Raw genomic sequence first — 21,938 nt, forward strand, 5'->3', positions numbered from 1 at the left:
CGTATGATCGGTTTCCTCCCCATCGTGATCTCGTGGGGAGGCCGCGTTGCCGCTGTTCGTGCTGCTGATCCTGCTGCTCCTGCTCGCCACCGGCTGCGGCGCCGAGCCACCCGTGGGGCCCGCGCCGCCACCCTCCGCCCAGCCCTCCACCCAGCCCTCCACGCTGCCCTCCTCCGGACCGCCCCGGCTCGAGTTGCCCCGGGTCGAGCCGCCCAGGGTCGCCCCGAAGGTGCGGGTGCCGCACGCGGCCTCGGGGACGTACGCGGTCGTGCACGGCGACGCGCCGCCGCGGCCCGGCCGTGGCCCGGTGGTGCGGTACCTGGTCGAGGTCGAGCGCGGCCTGCCGTTCGACCCGCGCGCCTTCGCCTTCGAGGTGCACCGCACGCTGAACGACGTCCGCGGCTGGGCCCGCTTCCGTCGCGTCGACCGCGGCCCGGTGCGCATCCGTGTCGCCCTGTCCAGCCCCCGCCTCACCATGCGCGAGTGCCGGCCGCTGCGCACCGGCGGCACGTTGTCCTGCTGGAACGGCACCCGCTCGGTGATCAACGCCCTGCGCTGGGCGAAGGGCGTGCCGCAGTACGAGGGCGACCTGGCCGCGTACCGGCACTACGTGGTCAGTCATGAGGTCGGGCACGGCCTCGGACACCACCACCGGTCCTGTCCCGGCCCCGGCCGGCTCGCCCCGGTCATGACGCAGCAGTCGAAGTCGCTGGGCCGCTGCCGCCCGAACCCCTGGCCCTTCCCCGCTCGCAAACCCGGCGAAAGCGACGACACTGAAGAGCGGAGGCCGTGAGCGCAGAGGGGATCCCGGGATGATCAGCATCGGCGGCGGCAGGGTGGCGGGCACGCGGGGCGACGACGGCATCGCGGTCTTCAAGGGCATACCGTTCGCGAAGGCGCCGTTCGGCCCGCTCAGGTTCGCCGCGCCGGTGCCGCCCGATCCGTGGGACGGCGTGCTGGCGGCCGACCGGTTCGGCGCGCGCCCGCCGCAACCGCCCATGCTGCCCGGCATGCCCCCGTGGGACCCGGCCGGCGGGCTCGACTGCCTCACGCTGAACGTCTGGACCCCCGACCCTGGCGGCTCCGGCCTGCCGGTGATGGTGTGGATCTACGGCGGCGCGTACCGCTCCGGCTACGCCGACCTGCCCCTCTACGACGGCGGGACGCTGGCGGGGCAGGGCGTGGTGGTGGTCACGTTCAACCACCGGATCGGTTTCGAGGGTTACGGCCACCTCGCCGGGGCCCCGGCCAACCGCGGGCTGCTGGACCAGGTGGCGGCGCTGCGGTGGGTGCGGGAGAACATCGCGGCGTTCGGCGGCGACCCCGGCGCCGTCACCGTGTTCGGCGAGTCGGCGGGGGCGGGCGCGATCGCGTCCCTGATGGTGATGCCGGCGGCCGAAGGGCTGTTCAGGCGGGCGATCGCGCAGAGCGTGCCGGGGATGTTCGCCACGCCCGCGCACGCCGCCCGCGTCACGGCGGCGATCGAGGCCAGAGCCGGGGGCTCCTCACTGTACGAGAGCGCGCCGGAGGCGCTCGTGGCGGCGGCGGAGGCGGTCGTCGAGGACGACATGGCGGGGAACGTCGAGCAATGGGGCCCGATCTCCTTCGCCGCCATCGCCTTCGCCCCGGTCGTGGACGGCGAGGTGCTGCCCGACGACCCGTGGCACGCCCTGGCCGCGGGCGCCGGCCGCGACGTGGAGCTGATCACCGGCTACAACCGGGACGAGTACCGGCTGTTCCACGTGATGAACGGCGGCTGGGGCGGCGACCTGGGAGCGGCCATGGACGCCCTCGCCCCGCCCGGCGCCGAGTCCGCCTACCGCGCCGCCCTGCCCGGGGCCTCCGACGAGGACCTGTACGTGCGGCTGCTGTCGGACTGGATGTTCCGGATGCCGAGCGCGCTGCTGGCCGACGCCCACACCGGCCCGGCCTTCGTCTACGAGCTGACCTGGAGCCCCTCGCCCACCTGGAAGGCCTGCCATGGGCTGGACGTGCCGCTGGTGTTCGGGACGGTCGGGGACGAGCTGGCGACGCTGCTGACCGAGGACTCGCCGGACCTGGCGAACCTGTCGGGGCAGTTCCGCACGGCGTGGACCGCCTTCGCCGCCACCGGCGATCCGGGGTGGCCCCGATACGAGCCGGAGACCGCCGTCACGCACCTGTTCGACGTCGAGCCCGCCGACGTGGCCGACCCGGAGGCCGCCTCGCGCGCCCTGTGGTGCAAGACCGGCGTTTCGCCGATCGGGTGAGAACGTCCAGGTCCCGGCGGCACGTCAGGTCGGGACGGATCTCCAGGACTCCAGGGTCGCTTCGGCGATGACGCCGACGCGGCGCCCGTAGGCCGGATGCCCGTCGGACACGAAGCTGCCGTCCGTGCACGGCAACTGGCAGAACGAGGCGCGGAAGCTCCCGGGAGCCCCGCCCGCCGGAAGCGGCGCGTACGCCGCCGGCGGCGCCATGTCATAGCCCGGCCGTGCCCGGTGCGAGTTGCGCGCCACCTGGTGCGCCATCACGCGAAGCAGCGCGTCGAGGCCCTCGGCCACGAAGAGCTGCAACCAGCGGAACTGCCCGTCGAGATACTTCTCCCGGCTCCCGGACGGATGCTGCAGGAGGTACGCGCAGACCACCGGCGCGTGCCACCGGTACATCTGCGGATCGGCCTGCTCCTCGGCCAGGATCGCGTGGTAGTAGTCGGCGCACACGCCGAGCGGGCCGGCGCTCGCCCCGCAGTCGCACCGCCGCATGCCGGAGCTGTCCGTCATGATCTGCACCCTAGGGAGGCGGCCACCACCCTGTCGACCGCATTTCGGTCCCCTGATGGCGGCGCGCTAAGCGAGCCCCTGACCTGTGCCGACCCCGCGCAGCAGCGTGTCGACCACGCGCGCCGCGAGCGCGTCCGGATCGCCGTCGCGGCGCTGCGCCGACTCGTGGATCAGCGCGTAGTAGACCCGCCTGGCCCAGCCGGCATCCACGTCGGTTCGGAGCACTCCCGCCTCCCGCGCCCGCGTGAAGAGCTGGTCGCACCTCGCCTCCACCTCGGCGTGCACGCGAGCCACCTCGGGATCGGACGACAACGTCCGGCCCATGGCGAAGCCCCAGTCGATCTTCACCCGCAAGACGTTCGCCGTCACCTGGTACAGCGCCACCAGCGGCGGCGTGGTGTCGGGATGGGCGGCGTCCACCGCGTCGGCGAACTGCCGGGTCGCCCACGCCGTCATCGCGTCCACCAGCGCCTCCCGCGAGGCGAACCGCCGGTGCACGGTCGTCCGCGCCACCCCCGCCGCCTCCGCGATCTGCTCCATGCCGGCCGCCGGATTCTTGCTGAGGACCCGCTCGGCCGCCTCCAGGATGCTCCGCACCGTGCGTTCAGCGTCGGACCGCAACGCCCGCGTCGTCTCACTCACCCCCTCAACGGTACGGCAACGTAGCCACTGAACTCTAACTTGCGTCATCAGTGTTGCAAGTCGTAGAGTTCCGGCATCTTAACTGACGCACATTGCTCCAAGGGGAACTCATGGACATGCGACTCACCGGCAAGACCGCCGTCGTCACGGGCGCGAGCAGGGGCCTGGGCCTGGCGATCGTCCGGACATTGATGGACGAGGGCATGCGCGTCGTGGCCGGCGCGCGCACGATCTCGCCCGCGCTGAAGGAGACCGGGGCGACCCCGGTGGCGGCCGACCTGTCCACCGCGCACGGCTCCGCCGAGCTGGTCGGCCAGGCGCTCACCGCGCTGGGCGAGATCGACCTGCTGGTCAACAACGTGGGCGGCGGCGACGGGGGCGAGGGGCAACTCGACGGCTTCCTGGGCTTCGGCGACGACGAGTGGCACCGGGCCTACGACCTGAACTTCCTCAGCGCCGTCCGCGTCACCCGCGCCGCCCTGCCGAGCCTGCTGCGGCGGCGCGGCACGGTGGTCAACATCTCCTCGAACGGCGCCCGGATGCCGCACGCGGGCCCGATCACGTACACGACGGCCAAGGCGGCGCTGACCGCGTTCGGCAAGGCCCTGTCCGAGGAGGTCGGCCCGCGCGGCGTGCGGGTCAGCACGATCTCGCCCGGCGCCATGCGGACCTCGATGTGGGAGGCCCCCGACGGGTACGGCGCCGCGCTCGCGGCCTCGCTCGGCCTGGCGCACGAGCAGTTGCTGGCGGGGCTGCCGTCGAGCACCGGAATGACGACCGGTAGGTTCGTCGAACCGGAAGAGGTCGCCGCTCTGGTGACATGGCTGGCATCGCCGCACGCCGGAAGCGTCAACGGCGCCGACTACGTCATCGATGGCGGGGCGATCAAAACGGTCTGACCTATCGCGATATATCGTAGAAACCAAGAACAGTGGGGCATCCCGTGCGGCTGGCCGGGATGGACTGACTTCCAGGGGAGTGTTTGCTATGGGAGAGAAGCGGCGGGGCTCGGCGGCGCGGCGGGTCCTGACGGGCGGTGTGGCGCTCGCGGCGGCGGGCTGGGCACTGCGCGAGGTGCCCGCGGAGCTGGGCGTGCGGCCTCTGACGTCGGGGCCGGACCGGGCGGCGCGGGTGCGGCGGTCGCCGCAGTTCCGGGACGGGACGTTCGTCAACCCGATGCCGGAGCAGACCACCCTGATGACCGCCCCGCCGGTGGGGCTGCTCGGCGAGCTGGCCAAGGACCGGGAGCAACGCCGCCCCGGCGGCCTGGTCCCGGTGCGCGTCCCGCCGTCCGGCCCGCCGCCCGCCGACGGCCTGCGCGCCGTCTGGTACGGCCACGCCTCCACGCTGGTGGAGATCGAGGGCAAGCGGGTGCTGTTCGACCCGGTGTGGAGCAAGCGGCCCTCCCCCTCGCAGCTCGTGGGGCCGAAGCGGCACCACCCGGTGCCCGTCAAGGTCGGCGAGCTGCCCCGGGTCGACGCCATCGCGATCTCCCACGACCACTACGACCACCTCGACCTGGCCACCGTGCGCTCGCTGACCAGGACGCAGAAGGCGCCGTTCCTGGTGCCGCTGGGCATCGGGGCGCACCTGGAGCGGTGGGGCGTGCCCGCGTACCGGATCATCGAGCTCGACTGGGACGAGGAGGCCGAGGTGGCGGGGCTGCGCTTCGTCGCCACGGCGGCGCGGCACTTCTCCGGGCGGGCGTTCACCCGGAACGACACGCTGTGGGGCTCGTGGGTGGTGGCCGGGGCGAGCAAGCGGGTCTTCTACGCGGGCGATTCCGGATATTTCGCGGGTTATCAGGGCATCGGGTCGGCGCATGGGCCGTTCGACCTGACGCTGATGCCGATCGGCGCCTACAGCCCCGCCTGGCCGGACATCCACATGAACCCGGAGGAGGCCGTCAACGCCCACCTCGACCTGGGCGGCGCGCTGCTGCTGCCGGTGCACTGGGCGACGTTCACCCTGGCGCTGCACCCCTGGGCCGAGCCGGTGGAGCGGTTGTGGCGCGAGGCCAAGGCCAGGGACGTCAACATCGTCGTGCCCCGGCCGGGCGAGGCCGTCGACACCACCGCCGCCCCGGCCGTGGACGGCTGGTGGGAGACGCTGGCCTGACCGCGCGCGGCGGCCGCGCCCGGCGAAGCCGTACAGTCGTGGCGTGAGCAACCTGGAGCTGGATCCGCGGGAGCTACGCTGCGGCGCCGACGCCGGCGCGGAGCGTGAAGTGCTGGCAGGACGCGAGGTCCCGCTGGGCGGGCCGCGCGCGATGACGGTGAGCAGGACGCTGCCGGGCCGGCAGCGGCGCATGATCGGCGCCTGGTGCTTCGTGGACGCCTACGGGCCGCAGCGGTCGGCCATGCGGGTGCCGCCGCATCCGCACACCGGCCTGCAGACGGTGAGCTGGCTGCTCGCTGGCGAGGTGCTGCACCGCGACAGCCTGGGCACCCTGCGGCAGGTACGCCCGGGGCAGCTCAACCTGATGACCGCCGGTCGCGGCATCGCGCACTCCGAGGAGTCGCCGGAGACGGTGCTCCACGGGGTGCAGCTCTGGGTGGCGCTGCCCGGCGAGCACCGGCACACCGCCCCCGCCTTCGAGCACCACCCGTCGCTGCCCGTGCTGGCGGAGCCCGGCTTCGAGGCGCGGGTCGTCATGGGGACGCTCGGCGGGGTGACCTCGCCCGCCACCGCCTACACCCCGCTCGTGGGCGCCGAGATCACCGTGGACGGCGCGGGCGAGGTGCCGCTCGATCCCGCGTTCGAGCACGGGCTGCTGCTCCTCGACGGCGCGGTCGCGGAGGTGGAGCCGGGGCCGCTGGTCTACCTGCCGCCGGGCGCGGACGGACTGCGGTTGTCGGGGCGCGGACGGGTGCTGCTGATCGGCGGCGAGCCGTTCGCCGAGGAGATCGTCATGTGGTGGAACTTCGTGGGCCGCTCCCACGACGAGATCGCCGCGTTCAGGACGGACTGGATGGAGGGCTCGGGGTTCGGCGCCGTCGAGGGGTTCGACGGGGCGCCGCTCCCCGCGCCCGTCCTGCCGACCACCCGGCTGAAGCCGCGCGGCCGGGTGCGCTAGTAGACCGAGATGTGCGGATGGTCGTAGTGGTTGGCCGTCGTGCCGCCCCGGTCCGTCATGGTGCGCCAGCCGCCCGTCCTGGCGTGCCAGATGCGCTGCCGGTAGATGATGTACATGATGCCCAGCCGCTTGGCGTTCTTGATCGCCCAGGCGGCGATCTCGTCGCCGCGCCCCACCTCCGAGCCTGCCGGCATCGTGCCGCCCCGGCTCAGCATGAAGTCGCAGGCCCGGCCGAGCGGATGCTCGCCACCGTCCTGGATCGCCCGGTAGCACCCGATCCCGTACGGCACCCCGAACCGCTCCTTGATGAGCTGCCTGACCAGCGCCATCCGGGGCGTGATGTTGTCGGCGCCCTGCGGGAGCTGCGGCACCCACGTCCCGTCCGAGCGCCGCACCCCCGGCGCGCTGAACAGCAGATCGATCTTGTCCTTGATCTTCTCGATCTGCTTCTCGGCCTTCTTCTTGCGCTTCTCCTGGTCGTCGATCGTGCCCGCGAGCTCTTTCGCGCGGGCGGTCGCCTCGTCCTTGGCCCGCTGGTGGTCGTTCCTGACCTTGGCGTAGCCGCGCAGCCGGGCGTCCTGGAGATCGATGAGGTGCTGGGTGAGCGCCAGCCTGCGGATGACGGCCGGCGGGTCGGCGTTGCCGGTGAGGAGGAGGATCTGGTCGGGCTGGCCGCCGGTGTACTCGGCGAGGGCGATGGCTCGGAGCTCGGTGGACTCGCGGTCGTAGACCTGCTGGGCGGCGGCCAGCTTCTCCCGTGCCGATTTTTCGGCTTTTTCCGCCTTCTGCTGGGCGATTCTGCTGTTGTAGTAGTCGGTGATGAGCTTGTCCGAGTCCTTCTGGAGCTCGGCCAGGTCCTTCCTCAACTGCTTGACCGTGGGCTTGGGCGCCTGCGCGGCCTGCGCCGTCGTCGCCGTTCCTGCCACGAGGAGCAGCGCGGCGAGGGCGGGCCAGACGCTCAGGGCGAACGTGCGGGCTGTGCCCCGCAGCCGGTCGGTGGAGGACGGAACCGCCACTCTTCTCCCTTACCCCGAGCCGCAGGGCGGGTTCCGGTCAGCAGTAAATCCGGCCGGGGGACGCCCTCTATTCGAGGCCGATAGTAGAGGATCCCACGTCCCGGCACGCAACTTACGACTTTTCAGCGTTCTCCCGGCTTGCCGGGATCGTCCGGGGACTCCGCGTCGAGCCACGTCGCCGGGTCGCGTGGCCGCCGTACCCGGCGGACCACCAGGTGCCGGCCGAGCAACATCGAGCCCGGCACCACCACCAGGCCCAGCAGGCTGGAGCCCAGGCCCAGGTCGATGTCGGCGTCCAGCAGGCCGTCACCGTCCCCGCCGAGCAGCGGCACGCCGAGCGACACCTTCACCGAGACCGACAGGAGCGGCTCCTTGGCCTTCGCCGCCGGCGTGGTGGGGTCGGGGGCCCGCGTGGCCGGCGGCTCGGTGGCGGGCGGCTCGGCGGCGGGCGCCTTGGTGGCGGCCGCCTTGGTGGCGGGCGGCTTGCCGGCGGGCTGGTCGGCGGCCTGCTGGTCGCGATCCGGGGGCGCGCTGGTGGCCGGGCGGGTGCTCGGCTGCGGCCGGTCGGACCGGGCCGGCGCCCGCGTCGCCTGGCCGGGGGCCGGCACGCGCGTGCTCCTGGGCGGTGCCGTGGCCGGTCCGCCCCAGGTCGGATACTGCCCGAGCGTGGGCGGAGTGGACGGGAGCGCGCTCGGCTGGCCGGCGTGCGTGACGGACGGCGTGCCTGTGACGGACGCGTCCGGGGTGGGCAGGACGGACGTCGGCGAGGTGGGCGAGCCGGTGAACGGCGGGGCGGAGGAGGCGGGCGGCAGCGCCGTACCGCTCTCCGGCTCGGGCGTGTCGTGCCAGATCACGAACGCCGACGCCACCGCCGCCGTGGTCGCCAGCACCAGCCCGCCCGTCACCGCGAGCTTGGCCACGGGCGTGATCGCGTTCTGGAACAGGCTCGTGGCGCCGCCCTCGGCAGCCGGTTGCGGCTCGGGCAGCAGCGCGGCCAGCGGCACGGTCAGGATGCCGAGCCCGGTCCGTCCCCGCAGCTCCCACTCGTCGCCGTACGCGGCGAGCGCCGCCGCCTCCAGCTCGGCCAGGAACGCCTCGGCCGACGCGGGCCGCTCGGCGGGGTCCTTGGCCAGGCCGTGCTCGACCAGCGGCCGCAGGGCTTCCTCGACGTCCGTCAGCGGCGGCGGTGTGTGCTGGTGCTGGTAGGCGAGGGCGGCCATGTTCTCGCTGCGGAAGGCGCGGTGACCGGTCAGGCACTCGAAGAACACCAGCGTCGCCGCGTACACGTCGGAGGCCGGACCGGCCGGCGCGTCGTCCCACTGCTCGGGCGCCATGTAGGCGGGGGTGCCGGCCAGGGCGCCGGTCTCGCCGGAGTGCGCCGCCACGCCGAAGTCGACGAGCTTGCTGTCACCGTCCTGGGTGACGATGACGTTCTCGGGTTTGAAGTCGCGGTGCACGACCTCGTGCCGATGGGCCTCGGCCAGCCCCAGCAGCGCGCCCTTCAGCAGCACGAGCGCGGCCTCGGGGCCCGTCGGGCCCTCGTGCTCCAGCAGCCGCCGCAGGGTGACGCCGTCGACGAGCTCCATGACGATGACGGCGTCGCCGCCCGCTTCGGTATATTTCAGCAGGCGGGCGATGTGCGGGCTGTCGATCTCCCGAAGGACGCGTGCCTCCGCCCGGAACCTCGTCACGAACTCCTTGTCCGCGCGCAGCCGCTCGGATAAGTGCTTGATGGCGACGGCCAGCCCGTCGGAGTCGCGAACGGCCAGCATGACCCGGCCTGTCCCGCCGTGTCCGAGTTCCCGGATCTCCGTGTAGCCGGGAACCCCCATGGTTAATCCTCCTGACCGGATAAAGATCCTTATGTCAGGACGCTAACCCGGCGTCACACGCCGTGTCGACCCCCTCCTCGCGAGTAACCACCACCCTGCCGCAATCGGTATTTTTACTACTTCCTATAGTAGTTCCGTGTCGCTCACCGATCATCTGCGCGCGTGGCTCGGAGCCTGGCCGCCGAGGGAGAGACTCCATGTCACGGGCTCCGACCGGCGCACCACGCCCGGCTGGGACGGCCACATCCACCCCGCGCTCGGGGTCGGCACGCCGGACGGCTCGGTCCTGTCGGTGCCGCCGGAGCACGTGACCCGCGTGGCCGCCGCCCGCACACTGGGCGAGGTGCCCTCGCTGGTCGGGTACGGCGAACGCGGCTGGTTCGATGTCGTCTACCGCTGGACCACCCGGCCCGCGCCGCTGGAGGACGCCGGGCGGTGGCTGCCCGCGACCGCTCCGGAGGTGCCCGACTGGCTGCGGATGTTCGGCGGCGAGGTCCTGGTGGCACTCGATCCCGGGACCGGGGAGCACCTGGCCGGGGTCGGGATCAAGCGGCACGACGCGTACGGGCACGAGTTGTCGGTGGTGACCGCCAGGGAGGCGCGGGGACGGGGTCTCGCCCGGCGGCTGGTCGCGCAGGCCGCCCGGCGGGTGCTGGACGAAGGGGCGGTGCCGACGTATCTGCACGCCGTCACGAACACGGCGTCGGCGGCCGTGGCCGAGGCGGCCGGCTTTCCCGACCAGGGGTGGACGGCGTTCGGCGTCGCCGAGAAGTGAGGGCCCTCCCTGAACGGCCCGAGGGAGGCGCCGCGCGTCAGGCCGGGTTGAGGTGGTGCCAGCCCCTGGCCCTCCAGCGCCTGAGCGTGCCTTGAGCCGCAGGCCCGTGCGGATCCCGGCAAACGGTCTTCGCCTGTCGGGCCGCCGTCGGGGCGTTCCTTTTCCGGTCGAGAACGCATATCCGGTCCCGAAGCCCGTCAGGAACGACAATCCCGGCGGCCATTCTCCGATCATCGGCCGGTGACCTTTTCGCCGCTCCGCCATTGCCGAATCATTCGAGCCGGAACGTGTCCGCCACCGGCCGCCGCCGCCCTGGGGTGACAGCGCCGGGCCCGCGTGATTTCCTATGGGGCTATCGGCTGTGAAGGGGGAACCCTGGTGACCGACGAGGCTGCCGCGGCGCGGCTCCCGCCCGGCGCCCGCGACGCGCTGGTGGCCGAACTGGCAGAGCTCGTGCTGGAGCGGGCGGCGCCGGAGGAGCTGGTGCTGTTCAAGGAGAACGCGGCGGAGTTCTTTCGCGATCCGGGGGCGCTGCGGGCCGCCCAGGGGCGGGACGAGCCGGTGGGGTTCGGGCTCGATCTGGCGATGATGACGCCGTACGCGCTGGTCGTGGCGGTTCCGGTGGTGCAGTTCCTGCTGACGACCATGGCCGAGGCGGTGGCCGAGGAGTACGCGGGGCACGTGGTCGGCGCGGTGCGCCGGCGCTTCCGCCGCTCCGGCCGCCCCGGCCCTTCCGCATCCGAGGAGCCGGCGCAGGTCGAGGGGGCGCCGGAGCCGCTGACCGCGGAGCAGCTCGAACGGGTGCGCGAGATCGCCTTCCGGGCGGCGCGGGGTGTCCGGCTGGACGAGGGCCGGGCGAACGTCCTCGCCGACGCCGTGGTGGGCGGGCTCGTGACGCGGTGAACCGTGAGGCCGGACGCGCTGGCGTATCCGTCGCCGACGACCTCGCGCTTCGTGCTGCTGCTGGCCGGGCTGCTCAGCGCGGGCGCCTTCGTCGGCGGCTGGGTGCACGACACGATCCACAGAGACTGGCTCGCCCTCGCGGCCGGTTGTGAGGGCGAGGCGCGGCAGCAGGTCGCCCGCCTGACGCCGGCCGAGATGGAGACGCTGACGCGGGTCTCGCCCGGGCCCGCGAACACGCTCATGCCGGTCTTGGCCCAGGAGCTCCTGGCGCGGCGGTGCCGGACGACGTACGAGCGGCGCAGGACGGTCTTCGCGCTGACCGGCACCGGCGTCGCGGGCGTGGCCGGGCTGGCCGTGCTGGCCGTGACGCCCTCCGTCATCGAGCGCAGGCGCCGGCTGCGCCCGCTCGCCCCGCTCCTGCCGCAGGCGGCCGGGCGGGTCGCCGAGCTCGCGGCGCAGGCGGGGCTGGCGCGCTGCCCCGCAGTCCTCCTGGGGCCGGCCACGCTGCGGGACGGCTTCAGCTACGGCCGGCCGGGACGTTACCGGATCGTGCTGCCACAGGCCGTGGCCGTGCGGTGGCGAAGCGGGGAGCTGTTCGACCCGTTCGTCCGGCACGAGCTCGCGCACATCGCCCACCGTGACGTCACGCTGGCGTGGCTGGCCCGATCCGTGGAGTACGTCCTGGCGCCGCTGCTCATCCTGCCGGTCGTGGTCATCGCGTGGTCAGGTGACCCCGCTGGGCTGCCCTCCTACCTCTGGCGGGTGGCCCTGCTCGCGGTGATCGCCCTGCTGGTGTCGAGGGCGTTGCTGCGCTCGCGTGAGCATGACGCCGACCTGCGGGCCAGCGGACCAGCGACATTCGCGACGAACGACCTGCGGGCCAGCGGGCCGGAATCGTTCGCGGCGGTCCTCGGCCGGGCGCGGGTCCAGGAGATGCCGTGGTACCGGCGGCCCCTGGCCTTCCATCCCACGCCCGATCGTCGCCTGGCCGTGCTGGAGCGGCCCGAGCTGGCCGGCGGGGTCACCTTCCTGGACGGCTTCGGGGGCGCGTTCTTCGCCGCGCTCACGCTGCCGTTCCTGGTGAGCGGGCTGGCGGGGCTCTTGTCGGAGCGTGGCGAGCTCGCCCACGCGGTCACTGCCGTGCTCTTCGGGCTGCTGCTCGGCGGCTCGGCGGGGCTCGGGCTGTGGCGCGCGTCCCTCCTCCAGCGCGCGTCCCAGACCCCAAGCGGAACCGGCACCCCGGCCGGGACCGGGAGCTCGGGCGGAACCGGGAGCTCGGGCGGGAGGCGGGCTGGAGGGGGTGCGCGGGTGGGGGCGCCGGCGTTCGGGGTGGCGGTGGGGCTGGTCGCCGGGCAGTTCGCCTCGCTGGCCGAGACCGGCACCGACCCCTCCCCCTCGGTCCTGGTCGTGGGATGGGCCGGGCTGGGGGCGACGGTGCTGGCGGCGGGGCTCGGGGAGCTCTGGGCCGATGCCGCGCCCGCGCTGACCCGGCGGGCCTCCTGGATGATCGCGCTCGCCGTCAACTGGGCGCTGTTCGCCGCGGTCCTGTGGCTGGGCGCGATGCTGGACCTCACGCTGAGCCAGGGCGGCTGGGAGGTGGCCCGGCTGGGGCTGGTCAACATGCCGTGGGACGGGCCCGTCCTCGTCATCGCCCTCGCTCTCTCCGCCGTCGCCGCCTGGACGCTTCTAGCCTCCCGGCGTCCCGCCACCACCCCCGGCTGGCTGATCGCCTCCGGCGAGCCACAACCGTGGCCGGTGCCGGGACGACCCGGCACGGCCGGGTTCACGCGGACCGGCCCGGGTCGATCCGCGCGGGACGGTGGTGTCGTGTCAGGGTGGACGGCCGTGTCGGCCGGGCTGGCCGGCAGCGCCGTCGCGCTCGTGTTCGGTCTGCTCGCGGGCCCGCCGAGCTCCGTCCCTGAGCAGCTCCAGCGCTTCTACACGTTCGTCTGGGTGGCAGGGGCGGCCGTCGTGGTGGCGGCGCTCGTGCTCGCGGTGCTCTCGCCACGGCGCGGGGCGGGTCTCGGCCTGGTCGCGGGCCCGCCGGCGGGGCTCGTGGCCGGCGCCGGATGCCTCGTGGCGAACGCCGTCACCGGTGGCCCTGCCGCCGCCACGTTCGCGGCCGGCGCCGTGCCCCGCCTGCTGCTCCTCGGTTTCGTGTTCATGGTGCTCGCCGCCCCGGCGACCCTGCTCCCCTGGCGCCGCCGCACGGGTCAGGGCCTGGAGCGGGCCTCCGAGCAAAGATCTGAGCGGGCATCCGGGCAGGCATCCGAGCGGGCATCTGAGGGGCGGTCGCGACGCCGGTCGTGGGTGGCGGCCGCGGTCCTCGGCGTGGCCGTCTGCGGCGCCGTGGTCATCGCCCGCGTTCCGCTGGTGGGCGCCGTCGAAGCCGTCCCGCCCCTGCCCGACGTGACCGCCCGGCTGGAGGCCGCGCACTACATCGAGAACCTCTCGGGCCGCTACATCGGCAGGCTCGGCGCCCTACGTACGGTCAAGGCCGAGATCGACGCCGACCCGGACGCCGCGCGGATGCGCGAGGAGGTCCTGGCCCCCATGCGCATGCTGCTCGCCGACTCGAAGGCGTACCGGCCGGTCAGCGCCCAGACCCGGGCCGCCCACGCCGACTGGCTGGCGTTCGCGCAGGCGGAGGTGGACGCGTTCGAGCTGCTGGCCGCCTCCATGGAGAACGGCGACGAGAGCGCCGCCCGCAGGGCCGCCGCCACGGAGGAGCGGGCGTTGCGCCACCTGCAGGCGTGGGGCGAGAAGGTCACCGGCGACTGCCCGGCCTGTCTGCCCGCCGTCGCCGGCGGCTAGGGCCGGGGGTTCGGCGAGCGGGCGGGGGCGGTCGAACCCCGGACGATCAGCTCGGTGGCGAGCTCGACATGATGGGAGTCGATCTTCTCGCCGGCCGCCAGGCGCAGCGCCGTCCGCAGGGCGACCCCGCCCATCTCCCGCAGCGGCTGCCGGACGGTGGTCAGCGGCGGCGAGGCCATCCGGGCGATGTGGGTGTCGTCGAAGCCCACGATGCTGAGGTCCTCGGGAATGCGCAGGCCGCGCGCCCTGGCGGCCTCCATGATGCCGAGGCCGATCTCGTCGCATCCCGCGAAGATCGCCGTCGGGGCCCGCGGCAGGTCGAGCACGGCGGCGCCGCCGACGACGCCCTCGTGGTAGCGGAAGTGCCGCGCCTGCACGTAGCCGGGAGGCACCGGAGCCCCTTCCGCCTCCATGGCGGCGCGGTAGCCGTGCAGCCGCGCCTGGTTGCAGGACGCGGTGGCGGGGCCGCCGATGTAGGCGATGCGCCGGTGGCCGAGCGAGAGCAGGTGCTGGGTGGCGGCCAGGCCGCCGGTGAAGTTCGTCGATCCGATGCTGGTCATGCGGGTGCGCGGCAGGTTCAGGGGGTCGATGAGGACGACCGGCAGGCGGGCCCGTGACAGCGCGGCGAGCTGCCCGGAGGTGAGCTCGCCGGTGACCGCGATCAGCGCGCGCCGACCGGCCGCGACCAGGTCGCGGGCCCACGTCGTGGCGCGGCGGGTGTCTCTGCTGATGCTGACGACCACCCCTACGCCCGCCTCGGCCCCGGCCGCCACCGCGCCCTGGATGATCTCCAGCGAGTACGCGTTGAGGTCCGCGTCGAACTGCACCTCCACGGTTTCCTCCCCCCGGCGCGGCGACGGCGCGACGTAGTCGTGCTGGCGCAGCAGCGACTCCACCAGGGACCGGGTGGCGGGCGCGACGTCGCTGCGGCCGTTGAGCACCTTGGACACGGTCGCGACCGACACGCCCGCCGAGGCGGCGACCGTGGCGAGCGTGGCGCGCCTAGGAACGGCCGGCATCGTCACTACCTTGGCCGGCCTCATGACGGGTCCCGGAGCCGGTCCCAGGCCCGGTCTCGGGGGCCGCCGGGCCGACCTCCACGGGTGTGACGAGCCGCCGGTCGGCGCCGGCCACGCGCAGCGGGCCGGTGAGGCGGACGCTGCCCCGGCACGGCAGGTCGGCCGCCGACGTGCCCGCGTACACCTCGATCTCGCCCGGCTCGACGATCCGGAGCAGGTCGCGGCCGGTGAAGGCGGTGCGGTCGGCGTGCACGTGGAAGCGCACGTCCGCGCTCTCGCCCGGCTCCAGCCGCACCCGGGCGAAGCCGGCGAGCTGCCGCACCGGCCGGGTGACCTGCGCGAGGACGTCTCTCAGGTAGAGCTGGACGACCTCCTCGCCGGCCCGGCCGCCGGTGTTGCCGACCCGGACCGTCACGGTGAACTCGCCGTCGGTGGGCACCTCGGCGTCGCTGATCCGCAGGTGGCCGACGTCGAAGGTGGTGTAGGAGGCGCCGTACCCGAACGGGTACAGCGGCGTCGGGTCGACGCTGCTGATGCCGTGGCTGTTGGAGCCGAGCGGCGGCTGCAGGTACGTGCCCGGCTGCCCGCCCGGCGACCGGGGGATCTGCACGGGCAGCCGGCCCGCGGGCTGGACCCGGCCGGACAGCACGCCCGCGATGGCCGCGCCGCCCTCCTCTCCGGGCATGAACGCCTGGACGAGCGCGGCGGCCCCGGCGCGCACCTCGCCCAGCGCGTACGGGCGGCCGGAGACGACCACCACGACGACGGGCGTGCCGGTGGCGGCGAGCTCGGCCAGCAGGTCGGCCTGCACGCCGGGCAGCCGCAGGTCCTCGGCGTCGCAGCCCTCCCCCGAGGTGCCCTGCCCGAACAGGCCGGCCAGGTCGCCCACGACGGCCACGCACAGGTCCGCCTCGCGGGCCGCGGCCACCGCGGCGGCGAAGCCGGAGCGGTCATCGCCGCGCACGTCGCAGCCGCGCTCGTGGCTGACGCGGGCCTGTGGCAGCTCCGCCTTGAGCGCGTCGAGGACGGTGGGCGCCTCGACGCCGAGCCCGAGCCCGGGGTGGCGGGGCAGCACGTGGTTGGGGAAGGCGTAGCAGCCCATGAACGTGCGCGGGTCGTCGGCGGCGGGCCCGACGACGGCGACGGAGCTCAGGCCAGGGCCGAGCGGCAGGACGTCACCGGCGTCCAGCAGGATGATCGACCGCTCGGCCAGCTCTCTGGCCAGGGCCCGGTTGCCCGGCGAGTCGAGGTCCACCGCGTCGGCGTCGGGCACCTCGGGCGTCCAGCCGGCGTCGAGCAGGCCGAGTTGCGCCTTCTGGGTGAGCACGCGGCGCGCCGCCCGGTCCACCAGCGACTCCGGCAGTTCGCCGCGCCGTACCCGCTCGGTGAGCTGCTGGCCGTAACCGAGGGTGTCGGGCAGCTCGACGTCGATGCCGGCGGTCAGCGCCAGCACGCCGGCCTCGCCGGTGTCGGCGGCCACCTCGTGCATCGTGGCCAGGAACGGCACGGACCAGTAGTCGGACACGACGGTGCCGGTGAATCCCCATGCCTCCCGCAGCACCTCGGTGAGCAGCCAGGAGTCGGCCGCGGCGGGCAGGCCGTCCACGTCGGAGTAGGAGTTCATCACCGAGCGGGCGCCGCCGAGCGCGATGGCCGTCTCGAAGGAGGGCAGGATCATGTCCATCAGCTCGCGGCGGCCCATCGGCACCGGGCCGTGGTTGCGGGCCGCCCGCGACGCGGAGTAGCCGGCGAAGTGCTTGAGGGTGGCGATGATCCCGGCGCTCTCCAGGCCGCGGACGTAGGCGGCGCCGAGCACCGAGACGACGTACGGGTCCTCGCCCATCGTCTCCTCGACCCGGCCCCACCGGTAGTCGCGGACCACGTCCAGCACCGGCGACAGGCCCTGGTGCACGCCCACGGCGCGCATGTCGCGGCCGATCGCGGCGGCCATCCGCTCGACCAGGCCGGGATCGAACGTCGCCGCCCAGGCGATCGCCGCCGGGTAGACGGTGGCTCCGTAGGCGGTGAAGCCGGTGAGGCACTCCTCGTGCACGATCGCCGGGATGCCGAGCCGGGAGGCCGCGACGACCACGCGCTGCAGCCGGGTCACCTCCGTGGCGCCCTCGGCCGGGGTCACGGGGGCGCTGCCGTGCACGCGGGTCAGATGGCCGAGCCCGTGCCGGGCCGCCTCTTCCAGCACGATCGTCCCGGAGGCGGCGAAGACGTCCTGCATCGGCGCCACGTTGAACGTCTCGGCGTCGGGCTCGGGATCGGGGTCCTGCATGTCGTTGCCGATCCACCGGCTGCCGAGCTGTCCGACCTTCTCCTCCAGCGTCAGCTCTCCGAGGAGGGCTTCGACCCGGTCGGCCACCGGCAGCGCCGGATCCTGCCACGGGCGCACGGCCCGGCCGGACGGAGGAGTGCGATCTAGGGCCGTCATCTGCTGCTCTCCTTAAGAGGTGAGGTTCTGTCGCAATGTTTCGAAATATTTCGACGACGTGGGGGGACCTCTGCGTAGAACCTCCTTGCACGGAACGGCCTGCTGGGCAGCGAGCGCGAGCGTACCTCACCAAGCCTTGGCGAGCCACGGGTCTTGACACCTCAATAACCGAAACCTAGATTGGCGAGCCCCGCGGTCATGTCGAAAATGTTTCGAAGATCTGACTCAGGAGGAGGCGACGAGTGGCATCGGCACCCGCCGGATCCACGACCGCCGGCCACCGCATCCGATGATCAACGAGCCGCGGCCCACCCCCCACGGCGTTCGAGTACGGAGATCAGCGTGGAGTCCAGGAACACCTCTCGCCGCACCTTCCTCAGCCTCTCCATGGGCCTGCCCCTGGGAGCCGCCCTGGCCGCCTGTGGCAGCTCGGGACCGACCAGACCCGGCGGCGGCGGCGCCAGCAGTGGTGGCGGCTCCAGCGCTACCTACTGGTACCTGTCGACGCAGCCGCAGGAAGGCGTGCGCACCCGAACCATCGAGCGGTTCAACAAGGCCAACCCCAACAGCACGATCAAGGGGACGACCTTCCAGAACGACGCGTTCAAGACGAAGATCAAGACGGCGATCGGCGCCGGCCAGGCGCCCACCCTCATCTGGGGCTGGGGCGGCGGCACGCTGCGCAGCTACGTCCAGGCGGGCCAGGTGGAGGACCTCACCTCCTGGTTCGACCAGAACGCCGCCGTCAAGGACCGGCTCTTCCCGTCCTCCTTCGGCGCCGCCACCGTGGACGGCAAGATCTACGCGACGCCCTGCGAGACGATGCAGCCGATCGTGCTGTACTACGACAAGCGCTCCTTCGAGAAGATCGGCGCCCAGCCGCCCCAGACCTGGGGCGACATCATGGACCTGGTGCCCAAGTTCAACGCCAAGGGCATCGCGCCGTTCTCGCTCGGCGGGCAGTCGCGCTGGACCAACATGATGTGGCTGGAGTTCCTCTTCGACCGCCTCGGCGGCCCCGAGGTCTTCCAGGCCGTGTTCGACGCCGAGAAGGACGCCTGGAACAACCCGATCGCCATCGACGCCCTGGGCAAGATGCAGGAGCTGATCAAGGCGGGCGGGTTCATCAAGGGCTTCTCCTCGATCACCGCCGACTCCAACGCCGACCAGGCCCTGCTCTACACCGGCAAGGCCGCGATGATGCTGCACGGCGGCTGGACGTACGGCAGCATGTCCACCGACGGCGGCGACTTCGTCTCCGGCGGCAACCTCGGCTACATGAACTTCCCGCCGATCGACGGCGGCACGGGCGACCCCGGCAACACGGTCGGCAACCCCGGCCAGTACCTGTCGATCTCCTCCAAGGCGACCCCCGAGGAGAAGGAGATCGCCAAGAAGTTCTTCGCCACCGAGCTGATGGGCGACACGGCGGTGAAGGAGTGGGTCGGGACGGGCGCGGTGCCGATCGTCAAGGGCGCCGACAGCGCGTTCGCCGGCTCCAAGGACGCCGAGTTCCTGAAGTTCGTCTACGGCATCGCCTCCAACGCCAAGACCTTCGCCCAGTCCTGGGACCAGGCGCTCAGCCCGACCGCCGCCGAGGTGCTGCTGGACAACATCTCCAAGTTGTTCCAGCTCTCCATCTCGCCGAAGGAATTCGCCACCAACATGAACGCGGTCATCGGAAAGTGAGCACGGCCGCCACCCCCGCCGCGACCGGTACCCGCACCGGCCGCGGCGGCGGCCTCGCCTGGCTGGCGCTGCCGGCGCTGCTGTTCTTCATCGGCTTCGGCGTGATCCCGCTGTTCGGGGTTCTCGCGCTGAGTTTCAGCTCCTGGGACGGGCTCGGGGACATCAGGTTCTCCGGTCTGGACAGCTGGCGCGCCATCCTCGCCGATCCCGGGCTGCCGCACGCGTTGTGGGTGACGTTCCTGGTCATGGCCCTGTCGTGGGCCGTTCAGACGCCGGCGAGCATCCTGCTGGGGGTGTTCCTGGCCGGCTCGCAGCGTTACCGCGCGGTGTTGTCGGTGTTGTACTTCATCCCGCTGCTGCTCAGCTCGGCCGCCATCGCGATCACCTACAAGGCGCTGCTCGACCCGAACTTCGGGCTCGGCGCGGGGCTCGGGGTGCCGCTGCTGGTGCAGGACTGGCTCGGTGATCCGGTGCTGGCCTTCGGCGTGGTGATCTTCGTGGTGTCGTGGCAGTTCATCCCGTTCCACTCGCTGATCTACCAGGGCGGCGTCCGGCAGATCCCGCGCTCGATGTACGAGGCCGCCGAGCTGGACGGCGCGGGCCGGGTCCGCAAGTTCTTCAGCATCACGCTGCCGCAGCTCAAGTACACGATCATCACCTCCTCCACGCTCATGGTCGTCGGCTCGCTGACCTTCTTCGACCTGATCTTCGTGCTGACGGCGGGCGGCCCCGGCGACGCCACCCGCGTGCTCGCCCTCGACATGTACAAGCGCGGATTCCAGGCCAACCTCATGGGCCCGGCCAGCGCGATCGCGGTCATCCTCGTCCTCGTGGGCCTGGTGCTGGCGCTCGTACTGCGCCGGCTCGGCGGGCGCGACGCCTCGGCGAGCCAGTTGGAAGGGGCCTGACATGGCGGCCACGCTGACGAAGGAACCGCGGCGCACGACCGCGCACGGGCCCCGGCACCGCGAGAGCACGGTCGCCCGCCACCGCAACTGGCTGGGCGGCTCGGCGGGCTGGCTCTGGCTGATCGTGGTGATGGTGCCGATCTACTGGATCGTCATCACCAGCTTCAAGGCGCAGAGCGCCTACTACGCGAGCAACCCGTTCACGCCGCCGGGCGAGCCGACCCTGGCCAACTACCGGCTGGTCATCGAGTCGGACTTCGCGCTGTACTTCCTCAACAGCCTCATCGTCACCCTCGGCGCGGTGGTCCCGGCGGTCGTGGTCTCCTTCATGGCCGCCTACGCCATCGTGCGCGGCGGCCGGGGCCGGTTCCTGCGCTGGACGAACTCGTTGTTCCTCATGGGGCTGGCGATCCCGCTGCAGGCGACCGTGATCCCGATCTATCTGATCATCATCCGGCTGCACCTGTACGACTCCCTGCTGGGGATGATCCTGCCGTCGATCGCGTTCGCCATCCCGCTGTCGGTGCTGGTGTTGTCGAACTTCATCCGCGACGTGCCCAAGGAGCTGTTCGAGTCGATGCGGCTGGACGGCGCCACCGAGTGGGGCACGATGTGGCGGCTGGCGCTGCCGCTGACCCGGCCGGCCGTGGTGACGGTGCTGGTCTACAACTCGCTGCAGGTCTGGAACAACTTCCTGCTGCCGCTGATCCTCACCCAGAGCCCGGACAAGCGCACGCTGCCGCTGGCGCTGTGGTCGTTTCAGGGGCAGTACAGCGTGAACGTGCCGGCCGTGCTCGCCTCCGTGGTCCTCACCACGCTGCCCATCCTCATCATGTACGTGGTGGGCAGGCGGCAGCTCCTCAGCGGCTTGACGGCCGGCTTCGGCAAGTGACCCCCGTCAGTCGCCGGCAAAGCCGCCGCACCGGCCTTCCTCCGGCAGGTGCGGCGGCGGGAGAGCGCTCTCCGAGGGTCGTGCTATAAAGACGGCATGAGTGAAGGCCGGACGCCCAGCCCGCCCACCCTCGAGGACGTGGCCAGGGCGGCAGGCGTCTCCCGCGCGACCGTCTCCCGCGTGATCAACGGCATCCGCAACGTCGATCCCGCGATCCAGGAGGTGGTGCGGCGCTCGATCGCCGAGACCGGCTACGTGCCCAACCAGGCGGCGCGCTCGCTCGTGACCAGGCGGGCGGGCGCCATCGCCCTGGTGGTGTCGGGGGCCGGCGGCGAGCCGGCGGAGAACCCGTTTCCGAGCCAGGTCTTCGCCGATCCGTTCTTCGGCCGGGTGGCCGGCGGCGTGGTGGGCTTCCTGCGGCCGCTCGGCATCCATCCGATCCTCATGTTCGCCGAGACGGAGGAGACCCGGCGTCAGGTCATCGCCTACCTCCGGCAGGGCAACGCCGACGGGGCGCTCCTGGTGTCCACGCACGGCGCGGATCCGCTGCCGCACCTGCTGGTGGAGGCGCGGTTGCCGGCCGTGCTGTTCGCCCGGCCCGCCAGACCGCTGCCGATCAGCTACGTGGACCTGGGCCATCGCGCGGGCGCGCGGCTGGCGGCCGACCGTCTGGTGGCCAGGGGATGCCGGCGGGTGGCGACGATCGCGGGGCCGCTGGACGTGCCGGCCGCCCAGGATCGGCTGGCCGGGTTCCAGGAGGCGATGGCGGTGCACGGCCATCCCTGCGTTCCGGTCGCCGAGGGCAACTTCACGCCGGCCAGCGGGGAGTCGGCGATGGAGCGGCTGCTGGCCGAGCACGCCGACCTCGACGGGGTGTTCGCGGCCAACGACGTGATGGCCCAGGGGGCGCTGGCGGCGCTGCGCCGGCATGGGCGGCGGGTGCCGGACGAGGTGGCGGTCGTGGGGTTCGACGACAGCAGCGTGGCCGTGGCGTGCGTGCCACCGCTCACGACAGTGCGGCACCCGGTGGAGGACATGGCGGCCGAGATGGGGCGGCTGCTCCTCGCCCACCTCGACGATCCCGGGCAGCCGCCCACGTCGAAGATCTTCGAGCCCTCCCTGGTCGTCCGAGACTCCGCCTGACGCCCCGCACTTTCCGGTATTGACATC

General features: G+C 72.9%; 18 protein-coding genes. 12 read left to right on the plus strand and 6 right to left on the minus strand.

The window, feature by feature from the left end:
* Nucleotides 1–46 precede the first annotated feature (46 nt).
* Together ACWD0F_RS40085 and ACWD0F_RS40090 are read left to right on the plus strand one after the other, a co-directional pair.
* The gene (locus ACWD0F_RS40085; RefSeq protein ID WP_449886118.1) at nucleotides 47–793 is read left to right on the plus strand and encodes a DUF3152 domain-containing protein; all 747 of its coding nucleotides are present in this window, start codon (nucleotides 47–49) and stop codon (nucleotides 791–793) included.
* A gap of 19 nt (nucleotides 794–812) precedes the next feature.
* Nucleotides 813–2,249, plus strand: a complete 1,437-nt coding sequence (locus ACWD0F_RS40090) for a carboxylesterase/lipase family protein (protein WP_449886121.1) — start codon at nucleotides 813–815, stop codon at nucleotides 2,247–2,249.
* A gap of 24 nt (nucleotides 2,250–2,273) precedes the next feature.
* On the opposite strand, the gene ACWD0F_RS40095 is transcribed toward ACWD0F_RS40090, so the two are convergent.
* Together ACWD0F_RS40095 and ACWD0F_RS40100 are read right to left on the minus strand one after the other, a co-directional pair.
* Nucleotides 2,274–2,762, minus strand: a complete 489-nt coding sequence (locus ACWD0F_RS40095) for a DUF5946 family protein (RefSeq protein WP_449886124.1) — start codon at nucleotides 2,760–2,762, stop codon at nucleotides 2,274–2,276.
* Nucleotides 2,763–2,828: 66 nt separating this feature from the next.
* Nucleotides 2,829–3,404: a TetR/AcrR family transcriptional regulator gene (locus ACWD0F_RS40100; RefSeq protein WP_449886125.1), complete on the minus strand. Its 576-nt coding sequence runs from the start codon at nucleotides 3,402–3,404 to the stop codon at nucleotides 2,829–2,831.
* A gap of 110 nt (nucleotides 3,405–3,514) precedes the next feature.
* Here ACWD0F_RS40100 and ACWD0F_RS40105 point away from each other — a divergent pair, with 110 nt between their 5' ends.
* The 3 genes from ACWD0F_RS40105 to ACWD0F_RS40115 all read left to right on the plus strand — a co-directional run bounded on the left by ACWD0F_RS40105 (nucleotide 3,515) and on the right by ACWD0F_RS40115 (nucleotide 6,480).
* Nucleotides 3,515–4,303 (plus strand): SDR family NAD(P)-dependent oxidoreductase, encoded by a 789-nt coding sequence (locus tag ACWD0F_RS40105; RefSeq protein WP_449886128.1) that lies wholly within the window; start codon nucleotides 3,515–3,517, stop codon nucleotides 4,301–4,303.
* Between the two features lie 88 nt (nucleotides 4,304–4,391).
* The gene (locus tag ACWD0F_RS40110) at nucleotides 4,392–5,522 is read left to right on the plus strand and encodes an MBL fold metallo-hydrolase (RefSeq protein ID WP_449886131.1); all 1,131 of its coding nucleotides are present in this window, start codon (nucleotides 4,392–4,394) and stop codon (nucleotides 5,520–5,522) included.
* Between the two features lie 43 nt (nucleotides 5,523–5,565).
* A complete protein-coding gene (locus tag ACWD0F_RS40115; RefSeq protein ID WP_449886134.1) occupies nucleotides 5,566–6,480 on the plus strand; it encodes a pirin family protein in 915 nt (304 codons plus the stop codon).
* On the opposite strand, the gene ACWD0F_RS40120 is transcribed toward ACWD0F_RS40115, so the two are convergent.
* Entirely contained in the window at nucleotides 6,477–7,496 is a 1,020-nt protein-coding gene (locus ACWD0F_RS40120) for a coiled-coil domain-containing protein (RefSeq protein ID WP_449886136.1), read from the minus strand. The genes ACWD0F_RS40115 and ACWD0F_RS40120 overlap by 4 nt on opposite strands.
* A 122-nt stretch (nucleotides 7,497–7,618) precedes the next feature.
* Complete coding sequence (locus ACWD0F_RS40125) at nucleotides 7,619–9,328, minus strand: protein kinase domain-containing protein (RefSeq protein WP_449886139.1); 1,710 nt, start codon at nucleotides 9,326–9,328, stop codon at nucleotides 7,619–7,621.
* Nucleotides 9,329–9,464: 136 nt separating this feature from the next.
* Here ACWD0F_RS40125 and ACWD0F_RS40130 point away from each other — a divergent pair, with 136 nt between their 5' ends.
* The 3 genes from ACWD0F_RS40130 to ACWD0F_RS40140 all read left to right on the plus strand — a co-directional run bounded on the left by ACWD0F_RS40130 (nucleotide 9,465) and on the right by ACWD0F_RS40140 (nucleotide 13,820).
* Nucleotides 9,465–10,103 carry a GNAT family N-acetyltransferase gene (locus ACWD0F_RS40130; protein WP_449886142.1) on the plus strand — a complete coding sequence of 213 codons (639 nt, stop codon included), beginning with the start codon at nucleotides 9,465–9,467 and terminating at the stop codon, nucleotides 10,101–10,103.
* A gap of 378 nt (nucleotides 10,104–10,481) precedes the next feature.
* Entirely contained in the window at nucleotides 10,482–11,006 is a 525-nt protein-coding gene (locus tag ACWD0F_RS40135; protein ID WP_449886145.1) for a hypothetical protein, read from the plus strand.
* Between the two features lie 3 nt (nucleotides 11,007–11,009).
* Nucleotides 11,010–13,820, plus strand: a complete 2,811-nt coding sequence (locus ACWD0F_RS40140; protein WP_449886148.1) for a hypothetical protein — start codon at nucleotides 11,010–11,012, stop codon at nucleotides 13,818–13,820.
* Here the strand turns inward: ACWD0F_RS40140 and ACWD0F_RS40145 are convergent.
* Both ACWD0F_RS40145 and ACWD0F_RS40150 read right to left on the minus strand, forming a co-directional pair.
* On the minus strand, nucleotides 13,817–14,839 hold the full coding sequence (locus tag ACWD0F_RS40145) for a LacI family DNA-binding transcriptional regulator (protein WP_449886151.1): 1,023 nt from the start codon (nucleotides 14,837–14,839) through the stop codon (nucleotides 13,817–13,819). The two genes, ACWD0F_RS40140 and ACWD0F_RS40145, sit on opposite strands and share 4 nt — an antisense overlap.
* A complete protein-coding gene (locus tag ACWD0F_RS40150) occupies nucleotides 14,823–17,279 on the minus strand; it encodes a glycoside hydrolase family 3 N-terminal domain-containing protein (protein ID WP_449886154.1) in 2,457 nt (818 codons plus the stop codon). Before ACWD0F_RS40150 ends, ACWD0F_RS40145 begins: the two co-directional genes overlap by 17 nt.
* Nucleotides 17,280–17,621: 342 nt before the next feature.
* Between ACWD0F_RS40150 and ACWD0F_RS40155 the strand changes: the two genes are divergently transcribed.
* From ACWD0F_RS40155 to ACWD0F_RS40170, 4 genes are all read left to right on the plus strand, one after another.
* The gene (locus tag ACWD0F_RS40155) at nucleotides 17,622–18,968 is read left to right on the plus strand and encodes an extracellular solute-binding protein (protein ID WP_449886156.1); all 1,347 of its coding nucleotides are present in this window, start codon (nucleotides 17,622–17,624) and stop codon (nucleotides 18,966–18,968) included.
* The gene (locus ACWD0F_RS40160) at nucleotides 18,965–19,876 is read left to right on the plus strand and encodes a carbohydrate ABC transporter permease (RefSeq protein WP_449886159.1); all 912 of its coding nucleotides are present in this window, start codon (nucleotides 18,965–18,967) and stop codon (nucleotides 19,874–19,876) included. The genes ACWD0F_RS40155 and ACWD0F_RS40160 overlap by 4 nt, the downstream gene beginning before the upstream one ends.
* Before the next feature lies 1 nt (nucleotide 19,877).
* Entirely contained in the window at nucleotides 19,878–20,768 is an 891-nt protein-coding gene (locus ACWD0F_RS40165; protein ID WP_449886162.1) for a carbohydrate ABC transporter permease, read from the plus strand.
* 96 nt (nucleotides 20,769–20,864) lie between these two features.
* On the plus strand, nucleotides 20,865–21,911 hold the full coding sequence (locus ACWD0F_RS40170; RefSeq protein WP_449886165.1) for a LacI family DNA-binding transcriptional regulator: 1,047 nt from the start codon (nucleotides 20,865–20,867) through the stop codon (nucleotides 21,909–21,911).
* Nucleotides 21,912–21,938 lie beyond the last annotated feature (27 nt).

Source organism: Nonomuraea sp. NPDC002799 (genome assembly GCF_053592075.1).

Bases quoted from the DNA above. Each gene is read 5' to 3' on its own strand.
- ACWD0F_RS40090 (WP_449886121.1), top strand. From the start codon at position 813: ATGATCAGCATCGGCGGCGGCAGGGTGGCGGGCACGCGGGGCGACGAC.
- ACWD0F_RS40095 (WP_449886124.1), bottom strand. From the start codon at position 2,762: ATGACGGACAGCTCCGGCATGCGGCGGTGCGACTGCGGGGCGAGCGCC.
- ACWD0F_RS40105 (WP_449886128.1), top strand. From the start codon at position 3,515: ATGGACATGCGACTCACCGGCAAGACCGCCGTCGTCACGGGCGCGAGC.
- ACWD0F_RS40110 (WP_449886131.1), top strand. From the start codon at position 4,392: ATGGGAGAGAAGCGGCGGGGCTCGGCGGCGCGGCGGGTCCTGACGGGC.
- ACWD0F_RS40125 (WP_449886139.1), bottom strand. From the start codon at position 9,328: ATGGGGGTTCCCGGCTACACGGAGATCCGGGAACTCGGACACGGCGGG.
- ACWD0F_RS40145 (WP_449886151.1), bottom strand. From the start codon at position 14,839: ATGCCGGCCGTTCCTAGGCGCGCCACGCTCGCCACGGTCGCCGCCTCG.
- ACWD0F_RS40150 (WP_449886154.1), bottom strand. From the start codon at position 17,279: ATGACGGCCCTAGATCGCACTCCTCCGTCCGGCCGGGCCGTGCGCCCG.
- ACWD0F_RS40165 (WP_449886162.1), top strand. From the start codon at position 19,878: ATGGCGGCCACGCTGACGAAGGAACCGCGGCGCACGACCGCGCACGGG.
- ACWD0F_RS40170 (WP_449886165.1), top strand. From the start codon at position 20,865: ATGAGTGAAGGCCGGACGCCCAGCCCGCCCACCCTCGAGGACGTGGCC.